General features: G+C 73.9%; 14 protein-coding genes and 1 pseudogene. 5 read left to right on the top strand and 10 right to left on the bottom strand.

Annotated features, from left to right (window positions below):
- Nucleotides 1-5 precede the first annotated feature (5 nt).
- From AMK22_RS07710 to AMK22_RS07725, 4 genes are all read right to left on the bottom strand, one after another.
- Nucleotides 6-3185, bottom strand: coding sequence for an AAA family ATPase (locus AMK22_RS07710; RefSeq protein ID WP_073782605.1), 3180 nt, complete (start codon nt 3183-3185; stop codon nt 6-8).
- Nucleotides 3182-4348 (bottom strand): exonuclease SbcCD subunit D, encoded by a 1167-nt coding sequence (locus tag AMK22_RS07715; RefSeq protein WP_073782607.1) that lies wholly within the window; start codon nt 4346-4348, stop codon nt 3182-3184. Before AMK22_RS07715 ends, AMK22_RS07710 begins: the two co-directional genes overlap by 4 nt.
- A gap of 198 nt (nt 4349-4546) precedes the next feature.
- The gene (locus AMK22_RS07720) at nt 4547-5494 is read right to left on the bottom strand and encodes an ornithine cyclodeaminase family protein (RefSeq protein WP_073782609.1); all 948 of its coding nucleotides are present in this window, start codon (nt 5492-5494) and stop codon (nt 4547-4549) included.
- A gap of 165 nt (nt 5495-5659) precedes the next feature.
- The gene (locus AMK22_RS07725) at nt 5660-6286 is read right to left on the bottom strand and encodes a YigZ family protein (protein WP_073782611.1); all 627 of its coding nucleotides are present in this window, start codon (nt 6284-6286) and stop codon (nt 5660-5662) included.
- Nucleotides 6287-6344: 58 nt separating this feature from the next.
- Here AMK22_RS07725 and AMK22_RS07730 point away from each other — a divergent pair, with 58 nt between their 5' ends.
- Entirely contained in the window at nt 6345-6755 is a 411-nt protein-coding gene (locus AMK22_RS07730) for a CoA-binding protein (RefSeq protein WP_073782614.1), read from the top strand.
- Between the two features lie 119 nt (nt 6756-6874).
- Nucleotides 6875-7726, top strand: coding sequence for an aminoglycoside N(3)-acetyltransferase (locus AMK22_RS07735; protein WP_242433866.1), 852 nt, complete (start codon nt 6875-6877; stop codon nt 7724-7726).
- A 12-nt stretch (nt 7727-7738) separates the two neighbouring features.
- Here AMK22_RS07735 and AMK22_RS07740 read toward each other — a convergent pair whose 3' ends face one another.
- Nucleotides 7739-8311 (bottom strand): helix-turn-helix domain-containing protein, encoded by a 573-nt coding sequence (locus AMK22_RS07740; RefSeq protein WP_073782616.1) that lies wholly within the window; start codon nt 8309-8311, stop codon nt 7739-7741.
- Between the two features lie 104 nt (nt 8312-8415).
- Nucleotides 8416-9171: an acyltransferase gene (locus tag AMK22_RS07745; RefSeq protein ID WP_073782877.1), complete on the bottom strand. Its 756-nt coding sequence runs from the start codon at nt 9169-9171 to the stop codon at nt 8416-8418.
- Nucleotides 9172-9325: 154 nt separating this feature from the next.
- Between AMK22_RS07745 and AMK22_RS07750 the strand changes: the two genes are divergently transcribed.
- Nucleotides 9326-9868 carry a gamma carbonic anhydrase family protein gene (locus tag AMK22_RS07750; RefSeq protein ID WP_073782618.1) on the top strand — a complete coding sequence of 181 codons (543 nt, stop codon included), beginning with the start codon at nt 9326-9328 and terminating at the stop codon, nt 9866-9868.
- A gap of 336 nt (nt 9869-10204) precedes the next feature.
- Here AMK22_RS07750 and AMK22_RS07755 read toward each other — a convergent pair whose 3' ends face one another.
- Nucleotides 10205-10657, bottom strand: a complete 453-nt coding sequence (locus AMK22_RS07755; RefSeq protein WP_073782620.1) for a DUF4442 domain-containing protein — start codon at nt 10655-10657, stop codon at nt 10205-10207.
- 173 nt (nt 10658-10830) lie between these two features.
- Between AMK22_RS07755 and AMK22_RS07760 the strand changes: the two genes are divergently transcribed.
- A complete protein-coding gene (locus AMK22_RS07760; protein WP_073782622.1) occupies nt 10831-11901 on the top strand; it encodes a hypothetical protein in 1071 nt (356 codons plus the stop codon).
- 88 nt (nt 11902-11989) lie between these two features.
- On the top strand, nt 11990-13306 hold the full coding sequence (locus AMK22_RS07765) for an MFS transporter (protein ID WP_073782879.1): 1317 nt from the start codon (nt 11990-11992) through the stop codon (nt 13304-13306).
- Here AMK22_RS07765 and AMK22_RS07770 read toward each other — a convergent pair.
- The 3 genes and pseudogenes from AMK22_RS07770 to AMK22_RS07780 form a co-directional block, all read right to left on the bottom strand.
- Nucleotides 13268-14113 (bottom strand): spermidine synthase, encoded by an 846-nt coding sequence (locus AMK22_RS07770; protein WP_073782624.1) that lies wholly within the window; start codon nt 14111-14113, stop codon nt 13268-13270. The genes AMK22_RS07765 and AMK22_RS07770 overlap by 39 nt on opposite strands.
- A gap of 22 nt (nt 14114-14135) precedes the next feature.
- Nucleotides 14136-14981, bottom strand: a complete 846-nt coding sequence (locus AMK22_RS07775) for a patatin-like phospholipase family protein (protein WP_073782626.1) — start codon at nt 14979-14981, stop codon at nt 14136-14138.
- A 73-nt stretch (nt 14982-15054) separates the two neighbouring features.
- Nucleotides 15055-15963, bottom strand: a pseudogene (locus AMK22_RS07780) (GTP-binding protein); the annotation flags it as partial.
- Nucleotides 15964-15989 lie beyond the last annotated feature (26 nt).

Below are 15989 nucleotides of genomic sequence, written 5' to 3' on the forward strand. Positions count from 1 at the left end.
AGCCGTCAGCCGTCGGCCGTGCCCGACGCGCGGTGCCGTACCGCCGATCCGTCGCGCTCCTTCACCACTTCGAGCTGGGTGGGGATACGGCGGCGCAGATCGGCCACGTGGCTGACGATGCCGACGCTGCGGTCCCGTTCGCGCAGCGAGTCCAGGACGTCGAGCACCTCGTCGAGCGTCTGGTCGTCCAGGCTGCCGAAGCCCTCGTCGATGAAGAGCGTGTCCAGCCGTACGCCGCCCGCCTCGTCGGTGACGACATCGGCGAGGCCGAGCGCGAGAGCCAGCGAGGCGAAGAACGTCTCGCCTCCCGAGAGCGTCGCCGTGTCGCGTTCGCGGCCGGTCCAGGCGTCGACCACGTGCAGACCGAGACCGGACCTGCGGCTTCCGGTCCGGGCGTCGGAATGGACCAGGGTGTACCGGCCGGACGACATGCGTTCCAGCCGCGCGGTGGCCGCGGCGGCGACCTGTTCGAGCCGTGCGGCCAGTACGTAGGATTCCAGCCGCATCTTGCGCTCGTTGTCCGCCGAGGTACCGGCGGTGAGCGCGGCCAGCCGTGCCACCCGGTCGTACTCCTCGCGCAGCGGGCCGAGCTCGCGCACCCCGTTCGTGGCAGCGCGCGACAGCCGGGCCAGTTCGGCACAGCGCTCCCGTGCGGCGGACAGCGCGGCCGACGCCTCCCGCAGCAGCCGCTCGGCGGCATCGCAAACGGCCCGCGCGGCGTCCACCGCGGCCGGCGGCCCGTCGGCGGCGGTACGGGCCGCGGTCTCGGCGAGGCGGTCGGTGACGGCGGCGGACTCCGACTGCCAGGCATCGGTCAGCCGCTGGAGTTCACGCTGTTCGGCGTCGGTCAGCAGGCTCGCGGCGGCGTCCTGCGGGGTGTCGAACCCGGCCCGGAACGCGGCGTCGGCGAGTCGGCCGTCGGCCTCCTTGCGACGCTGTGCGGCCGCCTCCTCCTCGCGTACCGCCATGGCGGCCGCGGCGAGCAGCCCGGCCCTTCGCTCCAGCAGCTCCGCGTGCTCGGCGACGCTGGCGCGGTCGCCCCGCGCGACCGCCAAATCGGCTTCCAGCGAAGCCTGTTCCCGGTCCAGCCCCTCCCGCAGAGAAGTCCGGGCCGCGACCCGGCGCTCGGCCGACCGCAGCCCTTCCAGCCGCTCGGAGTGTTCCCGCTCGGCGGCCGCCAGTGCCTCGCGCGCCGCGTGCGTCCCGGCGGCGGTCCGGTGCGCCTCGGCGTGCCGGTCGGTCAGCCCCTCGACGAGTTCGGCGAGTTCGGCGACGGAGGGATCGGCGGCGGGTTCCACGGCGGGCTCGGAGGGGGACGGCGTCGTCCGTGCCAGCGCCCCGTCGCCCACCGGGGCCCCCGGCACGGCCGGCTCCGCACCCGCGGCCCCGGCGACGCGCCCGGCACCGGCCCGTTCGACGGCATCCGCTCCGTCCCTCGGCTGCGGCACGGCCGACCGCGCCGCGGTCCGGGCCGTCAGGTGCTGCTCGCGCAGGATCCCCAGCTCCCGGTCGGCCCGGGTGCGCACGTCCTCGGCCCGCCGGTGGGCGTCCAGGGCCCGTTCCTCGGCGGCCCGGTCGACATGGCCGTCGCTCGCGCGCGCGGGGGCGGGGTGGTCCCTCGATCCGCACACCGTGCAGTGCTCGCCGTCCACCAGTTCCGCGGCCAGTTCCGCGGCGATGTCGCGCAGACGCCGTTCGCGCAGCTCCAGCCAGGACTCGTGGGCACCGACGGCGCGCTCCCGGGCCATGGCCAGCCGCTCGACGGCGGCCGACACCTCCAGGGCGAGCGCGTCGCGTCGCCGGGCCGCCTCCCACCGGGCCCGAACGGGTTCCAGCCGTCCCGCGAGCTGTTCCGCGCGGGTCGCCGCCTCCTGGGCCTCCTCGATCCGGGCCCGCAGGGCGTGCCGGGCCGCCTCCCAGCCGGCCAGCCAGCCCTTCGCCTCCTGGATCAGCTCGTCGTCCGCCCGGGCCTGTCGCTCCAGCCCGGCACGTTCCGCGTCGATCTCCGCGCTGCGCCGCTCGGCGCGCTTCGCGGCGTCCAGTCCGCCGAGTTCCTGACGGAGCCCGCGCTCCAGTTCGGCCAGTTGTTCGGCGCCCGCCTCGGCGAAGGAGGCGGGCAGCGGCGCGCGGGCGCGGTCCCGGGCCTCCCGGGCGGCGTGGTAGGCGCGCTCGGCCTCCTCGCGCAGTTCCAGGGCGGGGGCGACCTGGTCCGCCTTGCGGGCGCGGGCGAGCCGTTCACGGCGCCGGTCGTGGTCGGGACGGCCGGTTTCGAGCGCGGCGGCGCGGCGCCGGGTCTCCTCGTACCGCTGCTGGAGCGCGGCACGTTCGCGTTCGGCGTCGAGGGCCAGACGTGCGGACTCCTGTCGGCCCTCGGCGAGGGCCAGCACGGACGCGGCGATGTCGAGCCGTTCCCGGGCGCCGCTACGGGCCTGCGCGGCCCACTCCAGCACGCTCGCGGCGAGCCCGGGGTCACCGGGCCGGAGGCCGGGGAGCACCGCCTCGCGCGCGGCCGGACCGGCGGCCTGGGCGATCCGCTGAGCGGTTGCGAGGACGCGTTCGTCCCCGGCCCTGACCTGGGCCTCGGCGGCACGGCGGAGCTCGGCGAGCCGGTCCTCGACGGCGGCGAAGCGACGGGTGTCGAAGAGCCTGCCGAGCAGTTTGCCCCGCGCCTCGGCGTCGGCCCTCAGAAAGCGCGCGAAGTCGCCCTGCGGCAGGAGCACCACCTGGCAGAACTGGTCGCGGCTCATCCCGATCAGCTGCGTGATCTCCTCGCCGATCTCCTGGTGCGAGCGGCTGAGCGACCGTCGGCCGCCGTCCGGCTCGTACTCGCGCAGGCGGCTCTGCGCCTTCTCCGTCGTGAAGCCGTCGCCCTTCTTCTTGGGGCGGGGCTGGGCCGGACGCCGGGTGACTTCGAGGCGCCGGCCGCCGACGGTCAGGTCGAGAGTCACCTCGGTGGGTACGTCCACCGGGGCGTGGTCGCTGCGCAGCGAGCCGCCGGGGGTCTGGCGGACGCCGGGCACCGAGCCGTACAGGGCGTAGCACACGGCGTCGAGGACCGAGGTCTTCCCTGCGCCGGTCGGCCCGTGCAGCAGGAAGAGCCCGGCCGAGGAGAGCGTGTCGAAGTCGATGTGCTGGGTGCCGCCGAACGGCCCGAAGGCCGTGAGCGTGAGCCTGTGCAGCCTCACCGGTTCACCTCGCGCAGCGTGTCGTCCACCCGGACGTGGTCGAAGGCACCGCGCAGCACGGCGCGTTCCCGCTCGTCCGCCGCCGCACCGCCGCGCACGTGTGCCACGAAGTCCTCCGCGATCTGCTGATCGTCGCGCCCCTGGAGGCGCTGTGCGTACGAGGCGAGCGGGTCGTCGGGGGCCCGGTCGGGGTCGAACACGAGACTGAGGGTGTGGGGGAAGCGTCCGGCGAGTCGGGCCATCGGTTCGGTGGGGCGCACCGGGTCGGTGAGCGTGGCCTCGACCCAGGAGTCCCGGTGGCGTTCCAGCGCGGGGTCGTCGAGGAGGGAGTCGAGTCGGCCGCGGAGTCTGGCGAGCGGTCGGGGCACCGGGCAGTCGACGCGTTCGGCGGTGATGCCGCCCGAGGCGTCGAGGTCGACGAGCCACATCGTCTTGCGGTGGGTGGCCTCGGAGAAGGAGTAGGCGAGCGGTGAACCGGAGTAGCGGATCCGCTCGGTGACGGTCTGGCAGCCGTGGAGGTGTCCGAGCGCCACGTAGTCGACGCCGTGGAAGACTCCGGCGGGTACGGCGGCGACCCCGCCGACGGTGATGTCGCGTTCGCTGTCGCTGGGTTCCCCGCCCGCGACGAAGGCGTGGGCGAGCACGACGGACCTGGTGCCTCCGGGCCGTTCGGCGAGGTCGGCGCGCACCCGTTCCATGGCGGCGCCCAGCACCGCCTCGTGTCCGGCGCGCTCCGCCCCGAGGACGTCCTTGACCAGGGCGGGTTCCAGATAGGGCAGTCCGTAGAACGCCACGTCGCCGTGGGTGTCGCGCAGGACGACGGGGGTGGCGCAGTGGGCGGGGTCGGTCCGCAGATGGATTCCGGCCCGCCCGATCAGCCCGGCGCCGACACCGAGCCTGCGCGCCGAGTCGTGGTTCCCGGAGATCATCACGGTGGGCACCCCGGCGGCGGCGAGCCGGTGCAGCGCGTCGTCGAAGAGCTCGACGGCGGACAGCGGGGGCACGGCCCGGTCGTACACGTCACCCGCCACGACGACCGCGTCCACCTCGTGCTCGTGCACCGTGGCCACCAGGTGGTCCAGGTGGGCCGCCTGGGCTTCGAGCAGGGAGACCCGGTGGAAGGACCGGCCCAGGTGCCAGTCCGATGTGTGCAGAATTCTCACGTGTCGGCTCCGCCCTGCGTCATCTTCTTCCTCCGCCCCCGCGTCCGGTTCCGCGCCCGGCGCACACCACGATCGGCCCGCCTGCCGACGCGGCTTCGTGATCCGCGCCGATCGCCCGCCGCGACCGCTTCCGTACCGGTGAGCACACTGTTCTCACCGCTCACAGTGTCCCACCGGCATCGGCCGCCCACGGCGCCTTCAGCCGAGAAGATCGACCGGCGTCCCGACGCCGAGCCGTTCCGCCTGCCGGTAGGCGGCCCAGGCGACGGCCAGGTCCTGCCAGGGGAGCCCGACGGGTGCGTATACGGAGCGTGCGGTGTCCGGGACGCGGCCGGGACGGGTGCCGTCGAGCAGTTCGCCGAGCGTGGCGTGCACGGCGTCGGGCGGCAGTCCCGCCACGGCCAGGGCTCCCGCGGTCGCGGCGAGTTCGCGGTCGTCGACGACGAGGAGGGCGGAGCCGAGCAGGTCGGCGGAGAGTTCCTGTTTGCCGGGCTCGTCGGCACCGAGTGTGGTGAAGTGCTGGCCGGGACGGGTGTCGGCGAGGCCCAGCAGCGGGGTCCGCGACCAGGTGGCGAGCAGGACGACGTCCGCGGCGGCGGCGACCTCGGCCGCCGAGCCGAGGACACGGCCCCGGTGCCGGCCGGCGAAGCCTGCCGCGCGCTCCGGGTCGGTGTCGTGCACCACCAGGTCGCGGAATTCGCGCAGGCTCCGAACGCCACGGACCATGATCTCGGCCTGCGCGCCCGCTCCGACGACGCCGAGCACCGCTTCGCCCGCCGGATCGGGTGCGGCGAGGACATGGGTGCCGAGGGCCGCGGCGAGGCCGGTCCGCCAGGCCGTGACGGTGGCGGAGTCGAGCAGGGCGAGGAGTTCGCCGTCCCGTCCGCTGTGCAGGCAGATCACACCGCGCAGCGCGGGCCGGGCGCCCGGGAACTTGGCGTTGACCTTGACGGTGTACGCGTCGACGCCCGGCAGCAGTCCGGGCATCAGGGCCGTCGCCGTGCCCGGGAACGGGAGGTCCGTACGGATCCGCCGACCGGCGACGGTGGAGGCACCGGCCCGGCGGAAGCCGTCGCGCAGGGCCTCCAGACAGGCGTCCGGTTCGAGCACGGCCAGGAGATCGCTGTTGGTCAGAAGCCGGGTCATGGCCCCATTGTCCGATGCGGCCGACGGGCTCCCGCCCGTGCCCCCGCACCGGGACGTCGCGTGCGCGAGGCCGTCGGGACGGACGCCCCGGCGAGCCGTCCCGGCCGGTCCTCCCCGCCGGGCGCCTGCGTCACGCGTCCCCGTACGCCCCGCCGGGCGCCTACGTCACGCGTCCCCGTACGCCTCGCCGCCGAGTTCCAGCCGGGCCTCGCCCGCCGTCGCATCGGCGAGCCAGCCGCGGAACGATTCCACGTCGGAGTCGGGCAGTCCGACCTCGATGACGACGGCCTCCGCGTACCGGACCTCGCGCACGGACCGGCCGGTGGCCCGCAGATCGTTCTCCAGCCTGCCGGCCCGCTGATGCCCGATGGTGATCGTGGCGAGGCGGAACCGCTGCCGGGTGATGGTGCCGAGGGAGTCGAGGGCCTCGCCGACCACTCCCCCGTACGCCCGGATCAGGCCCCCCGCTCCGAGTTTCACGCCCCCGTAGTAGCGGGTGACGACGGCGACGACGTAGCGCATCTCCCGGCGGGTCAGCATCTGCAGCATCGGGACACCGGCGGTGCCGCCCGGTTCTCCGTCGTCGCCGGCCTTCTGCACGGACGCATCGGCGCCGATCACGTAGGCGAAGCAGTGGTGGGTGGCGGTGGGGTGCTCGGCGCGTACGCGTGCGACGAAGTCCTGCGCCTCCTGTTCGGTGGCGGCGGGGGCGAGCGCGCAGATGAAACGTGACCGGTTGATCTCGGTCTCGTGCACGCCCGCGCGGGCGACGGTCCGGTACTGCTCCTGCATCCGGCCAGCCTATGCCCCTTCCGGGAACAGCCGGAGACCGCCGTCCGTTGTCCCGGTCATGTACGCAGACTCGGAGACGATCCGCAGGATTCTTCTGGACACGGGCGACACCTGGGCCGTGGTCGGCCTCTCCGACAACCCGTCGCGGGCGGCCCATCGTGTCGCCGAGGTGCTTCAGCGCTTCGGCAAGCGGGTGGTCCCGGTGCATCCGAAGGCGGAGCCGGTCCACGGCGAGCAGGGGTACGCCTCGCTGGCGGACATCCCGTTCCCGGTGGACGTGGTGGACGTCTTCGTCAACAGCGGGCTGGCGGGCGGCGTGGCCGACGAGGCGGTGGCGATCGGCGCGAAGGCGGTCTGGTTCCAGCTCGGCGTGATCGACACCGAGGCGTACGAACGCACGCGCGCGGCCGGGCTCGACATGATCATGGACCGCTGCCCCGCGATCGAGATCCCCGCGCTGCGCGGTTAGGGCCTGTCTCCAACGGCCGCCTGCCGTGCGGCGCCCGGCACGTGCGGTCGTGGCGGCCCGTCCCCCGTCCGGATGTGCGTGGTGTGCACATCGGTGGGCGGCTGGGAGAATGACGGGCTGTGACCACTGTGCCGTCGCCGACCGCCCCCCACTCCCGAGCGGGGCTCGCGAAGCAACTGTCCGAGCTGGGAGTGGCGCGGGGCCGCGTCCTGATGGTCCATGCCTCGATGCGTGCGGTGGGCCCGGTGAGCGGCGGCGTCCGGGCGGTGGTGGGAGCGTTGCGGGACGCGCTCGGCGAGGGCGGCACGCTCGTCGTCCCGTCCTTCACCCCGGAGAACTCGGACACCTCTCCGCAGTACCTCGACCGGGTGCGCGGTCTGACCGACCGGGAGCGGGAGGCCCTGCGGGCGCGGATGCCCGCCTTCGACCCGGCGACGACGGCCGCGCCGTCGATGGGCCTGCTCCCGGAGACCGTACGGCTCACCGAGGGGGCGGTGCGCAGCGACCATCCTCAGACGTCCTTCACCGCGCTCGGCCCCCAGGCCGGGGAGCTGACGGCGGGCCACCGTCCCGACTGCCACCTCGGCGAGGACTCCCCGCTGGCCCGTCTCCACGAGCTGCGCGCCCAGGTGCTGCTGCTGGGCACCGGGTTCGACACCTGCACCGCGTTCCACCTGGGCGAGTATCGGATGCCGTCCCCGCCCCGTCGCCGCTACCGCTGCGTGGTGGGGTCCGGAGGGCGGCGCCAGTGGTGGGAGTACGAGGACGTCGCGCTGGACGACGGCGATTTCGCCGTGCTGGGAGCCGAGTTCGCGTGCGCGGACGGTGGTGCGGGGGTACGGAGCGGTCCGGTCGGTTCGTCGACGAGCCTGCTCTTCCGCCTGGACGCCGCCGTCGATTTCGCGGCCCGCCGTCTGCCCTCGCTCCGTGCCGGTGTCGCGGACCGTGCGCCGTGCCGCACGGACGGCTGACGGACGCGGCGTTCAGCGCGCGGGCGGGATGGAGACCGCCATGGTGGCCTCGGCCGGTTCGATGCCGTCGTTGCGGTAGGTGTGCGCGTGGTGCGCCTCGAACGTGGCGGAGACACCGGCGGGTAGGGCGTACGGGGTGCCGTCGACGACGAGGGTGAGCTCGCCCGCCGTGACGTGGAGCAGTTCGACGGCGCCCTCCGGGTGCGGGTCAAAGGTGCGGCTGTCGCCGGGCATCAGGCGCCACGTCCACAGTTCGAGCGGTCCCCGGGCCTCCGTGCCGACGCGCAGGACGGCGGAACTCCCCGCCGGCGTCGACCACATGCGTACCGCCCGGTCCCCGCGCACGAGGCGGACCGGCGGCACCGGTTCGTGGTCCAGCAGCGTGGTGATCCCGACCCCCAGCGCATCGGCCAGCTTCACCGTCGTACCGACACTCGGGTTGGTGCGGGCCTGCTCGATCTGGATGATCATGCCGCGGCTGACCCCGGCGCGGGCGGCCAGGGCGTCCAGGGTGAAGCCGCGTTCGCTTCGCCAGCGCTTGAGGTTGCGGGCCAGCGACTGGGTGAGCCGATCGAGGTCAGACACGTTCCGTCCAGGACTCCGGGGACGAGGGCCGACGACGGCGGCACCGCGGTGCGGCGCGACCGACGATGCACGGCACTGTACTGCGCCGTCCGGTCCGGCCGTCCTCAGCCGACGGGCGGGCCGGGGGTCTCGCCGGGCTCCGCCAGCGCGAGCAGCTGCTCGGGGGTGGCGTCCGCCGGGATCGGCACCGGTGCGGGGGTGCGCAGCGGCGGCTGCCAGCCCTTCTCCGGGTCCCAGCTGCGCACGACACGGGCGGGGGCCCCGGCCACCACCGCGTGGTCGGGCACGTGGCCGCGTACGACGGCGCCCGCGGCCACCACCACGTTGCGTCCGAGGGTGGCCCCCGGGAGTATCACCGATCCGGTGCCGATCCAGCAGCCGGGTCCTATGGCGACCGGCTCCATGCGGGGCCACTGCCGGCCGATCGGCTCGTGCGGATCGTCGTAGCTGTGGTTGGTGGACGTGATGTAGACGTACGGTCCGCAGTACGTGTCGGAGCCGATGGTGACCCGGGTGTCGGCGACGACATGGCTTCCCCTGCCGAGCACCACACCGTCGCCGAGGGTCAGGATCGGTTCGGGTCCCAGGTCCAGATCGGGCATGAGTCCCGCGGTGAGCGTGACCTGTTCGCCTATCACGCAGTGGGCGCCCAGTTCGATCCACTTCTCGCCGAAGACGGTGCCCTGCGGAAAGGCCAGCCGGGTCCCGTCGCCGATCCGGCCGAACCGCAGTCCACCGGGGTGCTCCGCGGTGACCGCGCCCCACTCCCGCACCCGGCGCCAGCCGTGGTGGACGGCGCGGGAGAGGACGCGCCGCCGCCAGGCGGCGAGAGGGGAGAACGTGTTCCTGTTATTCGGCACCCGCACACGGTAGTCGGCGGCGTGCGGCCCGATCGCCGCGAGCACCTGTGATGTTCACCCCACTCGGGGACGGTCCGTCGCCGGTCGCATAGCGTTCCTCCGACGCGATCGGACATCCGGGAACGCGCACCGGCTGAGCACGGAGGAACGGGCGATGGCAGAGCAGGCGTTGGCGACGGGAATCGGCGGCAAGGAACCGGAGGTCGACGCGGACGCCTTCACCGCGCCGACGTCCGTCGTGATCGGCGATGTCACGCTGGCGGCGGGCTCCAGCGTCTGGTACCACGCCGTCCTGCGCGCCGACTGCGGCCCCATCGTGGTGGGCGCGGACAGCAACGTCCAGGACAACTGCAGCGTCCACACCGACCCCGGCTTCGCCGTCACCGTCGGCGAGCGTGTCTCGGTCGGGCACAACGCGGTGCTCCACGGCTGCGTCGTCGAGGACGACGTCCTGGTCGGCATGGGGGCCACGGTCCTCAACGGCGCCCGCATCGGGGCGGGTTCGCTGATCGCGGCGCAGGCGCTGGTGCCGCAGGGGATGCAGGTGCCGCCGGGCTCCCTGGTCGCGGGAGTGCCCGCCAAGGTCAAGCGGCAGTTGACCGAGGAGGAACGCGAGGGCATCAGGTTCAACGCGGCGGGCTACGTCGGACTGGCGAAGGCGCACCGCCGTGCGCACGAGGACAGCGCCGGGCGATGACCCGAGGGGACGACCGGGGGCTCGGGCCGGAATCCGCCGGGCGGTGGGCGATCCGCCGCCCGCCCTGGGTCCGTCACCGCAGCCCGCTCACGGAACGCCGAGGCCCTCCAGCCCGATGACGACGCCCACCAGGACGTGCACACCGACGGCCGGGACCGTCTCCGGCCATTCCTGGACGTGCCACGCCGGTTCCTCCCGTGGTGTCCCGTGCTCCGCCGGTCAACTCCTCGGCGCACGGCGGGCATGCCACCCGTACGCCGCCCGCGCGGACGGCGTACGGGACTGCCGCTCCCCCGTTCGCCAGAGGTGCGGCAGCCCCGTACGGGCGGCCCGGGATCAGGCGTTGGGACGCAGCGTCCAGACGACTGTCATCTCGCCGGTCACCGCGCCGTCCGCACGCCGTATCTCGATGGCCACGGGGAATTCGGGCCGCTCCCCGCGGTCCAGTTCCGCGACGACGTCGGCCACCGGCCGGCCCAGGGTCGCCGTCGCCGTGACCTCTCCCATGGCCAGCTTCTTGTAGCCGATCTCCGCCCGCACGGCCAGTGGCACGGCGCGCGACAACTGGTCGCCGAAGGCGGCCAGGACGATCGCGCCGCTCGCCGATTCCGCGAGCGTGAACATCGCTCCGGCGTGGGGGCCGCCGATGTGGTTGTGGTACTCGGCCTGGTCCGGCAGCCGGACCACCGCGCGTTCGGCGGTCGTCTCCAGGAACTCCAGACGAAGGGTACGGGCCATGGGGACCGTGGCGGCGAGCATCTCGCCGACGGTCGACTGTGCAGCACTCATGACTTGATGTTACTTGTGAGTAGTCCGGCTGTGCCATCCCCGCTTCCCCGCCCCCGTCCCGTTCCCCCGTGGCTCCTCGCGGGTCCCCCGTCCCCTGCCCGCCGCTTCCTTCACCATCCGCTCACGGGGGCGGACGTAGCCGTCCCGGCGCGGCCCCCTTATTGTTTCCAGCCATGTGGCCAGGACAGCAGCCGCCCGGGGGCGAGCACAACCCGCAGGACCAGAACCCGAACCCGTACCAGCAGCCGGGGTACCAGCAGCCGAACCCCTATCAGCAGCCGGGATACCAGCAGCAGGGACAGCCCGGGCAGCACCCGGGACATCCGCAGCAGGGGCAACAGCCCGGCTACGGCTACCCGCAGCCGAACCCGTACCAGCAGCCGACCGTTCCGCAGTACGCGGTTCCCGGTCCGCCCGGCGCTCCGCAGCCCGGCAACGACAAGAAGAAGACCACCGCCGTGGCGATCGTCGCGGCCACCGCCGTCGTGGTGGCCGCGGCGGTCACCGGTGTCGTCGTGCTGAACAAGGACGACGACAAGGACAAGGACGTCGCCGACGACAAGAGGACCTCGGCTCCCGCCGACCCGTCCGAGTCCGCGGCCTCGCCGGAGGCGAACCCGCGCGGCGGCGACGACGCCAAGCCCCTCGTCGCGGGCTGGAAGGTGGTCACCAACCCCAAGTGGGGCACGCGGTTCGACGTGCCCGGGGACTGGGAGGTCGGTGCTCCCGGCACATTCTCGTTCTTCGAGGACGAGAAGAAGGGCGACCATTCGCCCCTGATCGGTTTCACCGGACCGTCGTACCTCCAGAAGAAGTGGTGCGTGGACGACTCCGACAAGAACGGCGTCGAGGAGACCTCCAGCCTGGCCAGTGCCGGCAGCAGGGGCGCCCAGGGGGCCACCGACGCCGCCAAGAACGCCCACAGCGAGGCCGGCACCTGGGCATGGGGCGCGTTCGCGCAGCACATGCCGCAGAGCACCATCAAGTTCACCCCGGCCCGGCAGTACACCACCAAGTCGGGGCTCACCGGCCAGGTCGTCACCGCCACCGCTCCCGGCGTCACGAAGCGCCAGAAGTGCGACAGCGACGGCAAGACGATCGCCTTCACCTTCAAGAACAAGAACGGCGAATTCGCGTCCTGGGTGCTGTACGCGGCCGCCAACGTGCCGGACGAACTCCCGGACACCACCATCGAGAAGATCCTGAGCACCGTGCGGCTGACGGACGTCGCCCCGTCCTCCTGACGCCTCCCGCGGCCGTTCGTGGGGGCGATCCCCGGGGGCGCCGTTTATTCGATTGGCACGAGGGGGCCTCGGCAGCGATAGTCCCGTGGTGAACGTCACCTCCGCCGCCGATGCCCCCGAACTCCCCGCACGCCGCTCCGGCCGCAACTACCGACTGCTGACCGCCGCCGCGATCATCACCGGCCTGGGTACCCATGGCGCGCTGATCGCGGCGGCGTTCGCCGTTCTCCAGTCCGGCGGGGACGGGGGCGACGTCGGCCTGGTGGCCGCCGCCAGGGCCACGCCGCTGGTGCTGTTCCTGCTGATCGGCGGGGCGATCGCGGACCGGCTGCCGCGCCACCGGGTGATGGTGGCGGCGAACGCCCTGAACTGCGTCTCGCAGGCCGTCTTCGCCTGGCTGGTGCTGGCGGGCGACCCCGAACTGTGGCAGATGATGCTGCTCACCGCTCTGTGCGGGACCGGACAGGCGTTCTTCAACCCGGCGGCCGAGGGCATGCTGATGTCGAGCGTCGACCGGGAACAGGCGAGCCGGGCGTTCGCCCTCTTCCGGATGGCCATGCAGGGCGCGACGATCGGCGGTGCCGCGCTCGGCGGCGCCATGATCGCGGCCATGGACCCGGGATGGGTGCTGGCCGTCGACGCGGCGGCCTTCGCCGTGGCCGGGGTGTTGCGCGCCTTCCTGGACGTCGGTCACATCCCGGCACGCGAACCCGGCGGCGGTCTGCTCTCCGATCTGCGGGACGGCTGGCGGGAGTTCATCGGACGCCCGTGGCTGTGGAGCATCGTCGCGCAGTTCTCCGTGGTGGTCGCCGCCGTGGCGGCCGCCGAGTCGGTGTACGGGCCGCTGGTGGCCCGGGACGAACTGGGCGGCCCCCGGCCCTGGGGCTTCGCGCTCGCCGCGTTCGGCGCCGGCACACTGGGCGGGGCGCTCCTGATGACGCGCTGGAAGCCCCGTCGGATGCTGCTGGTAGGAACGCTCTGCGTGTTCCCGCTGGCCCTGCCGTCGGCGGCGCTGGCAGTACCGCTGCAGGTGGTCGGCCTGTGCCTGGTGATGTTCGTCAGCGGCGTCTGCATCGAGGTGTTCGGGGTGGCGTGGATGACGACCCTGCACCAGGAGATCCCGGAGGAGAAACTGTCGCGGGTCTCGGCCTACGACTGGTTCGGTTCGGTGGCGATGATGCCGCTCGCCACCGCGCTCGCCGGTCCGGTGGAGATGCTGGTCGGGCGGAGCCAGGCGCTGTGGGGCTGCGCGGCGCTGATCGTGCTGGTCACCGGGGCCGTGCTGTTCGTGCCCGAAGTACGCCGGCTGACCCGCGCTCCCGCCACCACCGCAGCGGCGGGAGCGGTGGCCCCGCGGGAGCCGGTCTCAGCCGATCCCGAAGGCGCCGTCGGGCGGCTCGGGTGAGGCGACCGCCTCACCGTCCCGGACCGGCCGGGCTGCCCCGGTGAACCGGGTGAGCGTCGGGCCGTGCTCGACCCGGGCGGGGAACACGTCGGCGGCGCAGCGGCGGGTCAGCGCCTCGGTGTCGACGGGGTGCCGGGAGGCCACGAGTACGGCGTTGCCGAAGCGCCGGCCGCGCAGCACGGCGGGCTCGGCGATCAGTGCGAGCTCCTCGAAGACGGCCCCGAAGGTGGCCAGTTGGGAGCGGAGGAAGTCGAAGGGGGCGCCGTCCGCGAGGTTGGCGGCGTAGGTTCCCCCGTCGCGCAGCGCCCGGCGGGCGGCCCGCGCGTACTCGACGGTGGTGAGGTGGGCGGGCACGCGGGTGCCGCCGAAGACGTCCGCGACCAGGAGGTCGACGGAGCCGGGCGGGGTCCCATCCAGCAGGCCGCGGGCGTCGGCGCCGTGCACCGTGATCCCGGCGCCGTCGGGGACCGGGAGGTGTTCGGCGACCAGCGCGAGGAGCCCGAGGTCGGCCTCGGCGACGTCCTGACGGGATCCGGGCCTGGTCGCGGCGACGTAGCGGGGCAGCGTGAGGGCGCCGCCGCCGAGGTGGAGCACGTCGAGCGGCGCGCCCGGTGCTGCGGCCAGGTCCACGACATGGGCGAGCCGCCGCACGTACTCGAACTCGAGATGCTCCGGCGCGTCGAGGTCGACGTACGACTGGGGCGCGCCGTCGACGGTGAGCAGCCAGGCCCGGTCCCGGTCCACGTCGGGGAGGAGTCTGGCGGTGCCCTGGTCCACGTCCCGGATGACGGGTATCGGCTCGTTCACCCTCCCATTGTGGGGTGCCGGATCATCTGCTCACGACCGCGGCGACGGCGTCGGCGTGCGCCGCCGCCTGGGCCAGTCCGGCGCGGGCCGCCGCCGCCCTGCGACTCGGGTCCAGGGGATTGCGGCCGAAGGCGCGCTTCGCCGCCGGGTCCGGGGTGACGACCTCGACGCGGGCGCCCCGCGCGGCGAGCCGGTCCGCCTGCGAGCGCGGCGAGGCGATGACCTTGTTGCCACTCGCCGTCGGGGCGATGATCACGACGCGCTCATAGCCCTCGGCGAGCTGGGCGTTGGCCGGGGAGTGCACGCCGCCGTCGATCCAGGACCGGCCGCCCGCGGTGGCGACGGGCCAGACCGCCGGGACCGCGCAGCTCGCGGTGACGGCGTCCACGAGCGCCACCCCACCGCTCCTGTCGAAGGCGTGGAGCTCGCCGCTGACCGCGTCGACGGCGGTGATGAGCAGAGGGCGCTCGGGCCAGTCCGACGAGGGGAGGCAGTCGGCGATCGCCGCGCGCCGTTCCTCCGCCGTGATGCCGGCCTTGGACCGGGCGGCGATCCCCGCCAGTTTGCGGCCGTACGCCTCGGGCGTGCGCGCCGACAGCACGGCCCCCGCGTAGCGCAGCAACGCCGCCGCACCGAGCCGTCCGCCGGTCATGCCCCGCGGGTCGGAGAGCTGGAGTTCGTAGAGTTCGGCGAGGCCGAGCGCACCGGAGGCCACTTGCGCGCCGACCACCGCGCCCGCCGAACTGCCGATGATCAGATCTGCGGCGGTCGGGTCCGCTCCCGCCTGGGCGAGCCCGTACAGAATGCCGGTCTCCCAGGCGCTGCCGGTGACGCCGCCGGCACCGAGTACCAGTGCTGTGTCTGCCATGCCGTCAGTCTTGCCCACGGCACGGGGCCCGCCTCCCCCGGGGTGGGGGAGGGGGGCCCGGCCGGTGCGGACGTCAGAGCACCGCGGTGACGGTGCCGGCGCCGACCGTACGGCCGCCCTCGCGGATCGCGAAGCCGAGTCCGGTCTCCAACGGTACGTCGCGGCCCAGTTCGACGGTGACGTCGACCGTGTCGCCGGGGCGCGCCACCGCCGCCGGGCCGAGGTCGATGTCGCCGACGACGTCCGCGGTGCGGATGTAGAACTGCGGCCGGTAGCCGGTGGCGACCGGGGTGCTGCGGCCGCCCTCGCGGGCCGTCAGGACGTACACCTGCGCCGTGAACCGGCGACGGGGCGTCACACTGCCGGGGGCCGCGACGACATGACCGCGGCGGACCCGGTCTCGCTCGACGCCGCGCAGCAGCAGGGCCACGTTGTCACCGGCCTCGGCGGACTCCATCGGCTTGCCGAACGTCTCCAGTCCGGTGACGACCGTCTCGATGTCCGGGCCCGGCACCGTCACCCGGTCGCCGACCCGTACCGTGCCGCGCTCGACGGCTCCGGTGACGACGGTGCCTCGGCCGGTGATGGTCAGGACGTTCTCCACCGGGAGCAGGAACGGGGCGTCCGTGTAGCGCACCGGCATCGGCACGTACGTGTCGACCGCGTCCAGCAGCGCCTCGACGGCCGAGGTCCAGCGCGGGTCGCCCTCCAGGGCCTTCAGGCCCGACACCCGTACGACGGGGGCGGACTGGCCGCCGTAGCCGTGCGCGGTGAGCAGCTCGCGGACCTCCAGCTCGACGAGGTCGGTCAGTTCGGGGTCGCCCGCGTCCGCCTTGTTGAGGGCGACGACGATGTGGTCGACGCCGACCTGACGGGCCAGCAGGACGTGCTCGGCGGTCTGCGGCATGATCCCGTCGAGCGCGGACACGACGAGGATCGCACCGTCGAGCTGGGCGGCGCCGGTGACCATGTTCTTGATGTACGTGGGTCGCCTACCCTGTCATGACA

Source organism: Streptomyces sp. CB01580, from assembly GCF_001905795.1.
Classification (GTDB): domain Bacteria; phylum Actinomycetota; class Actinomycetes; order Streptomycetales; family Streptomycetaceae; genus Streptomyces.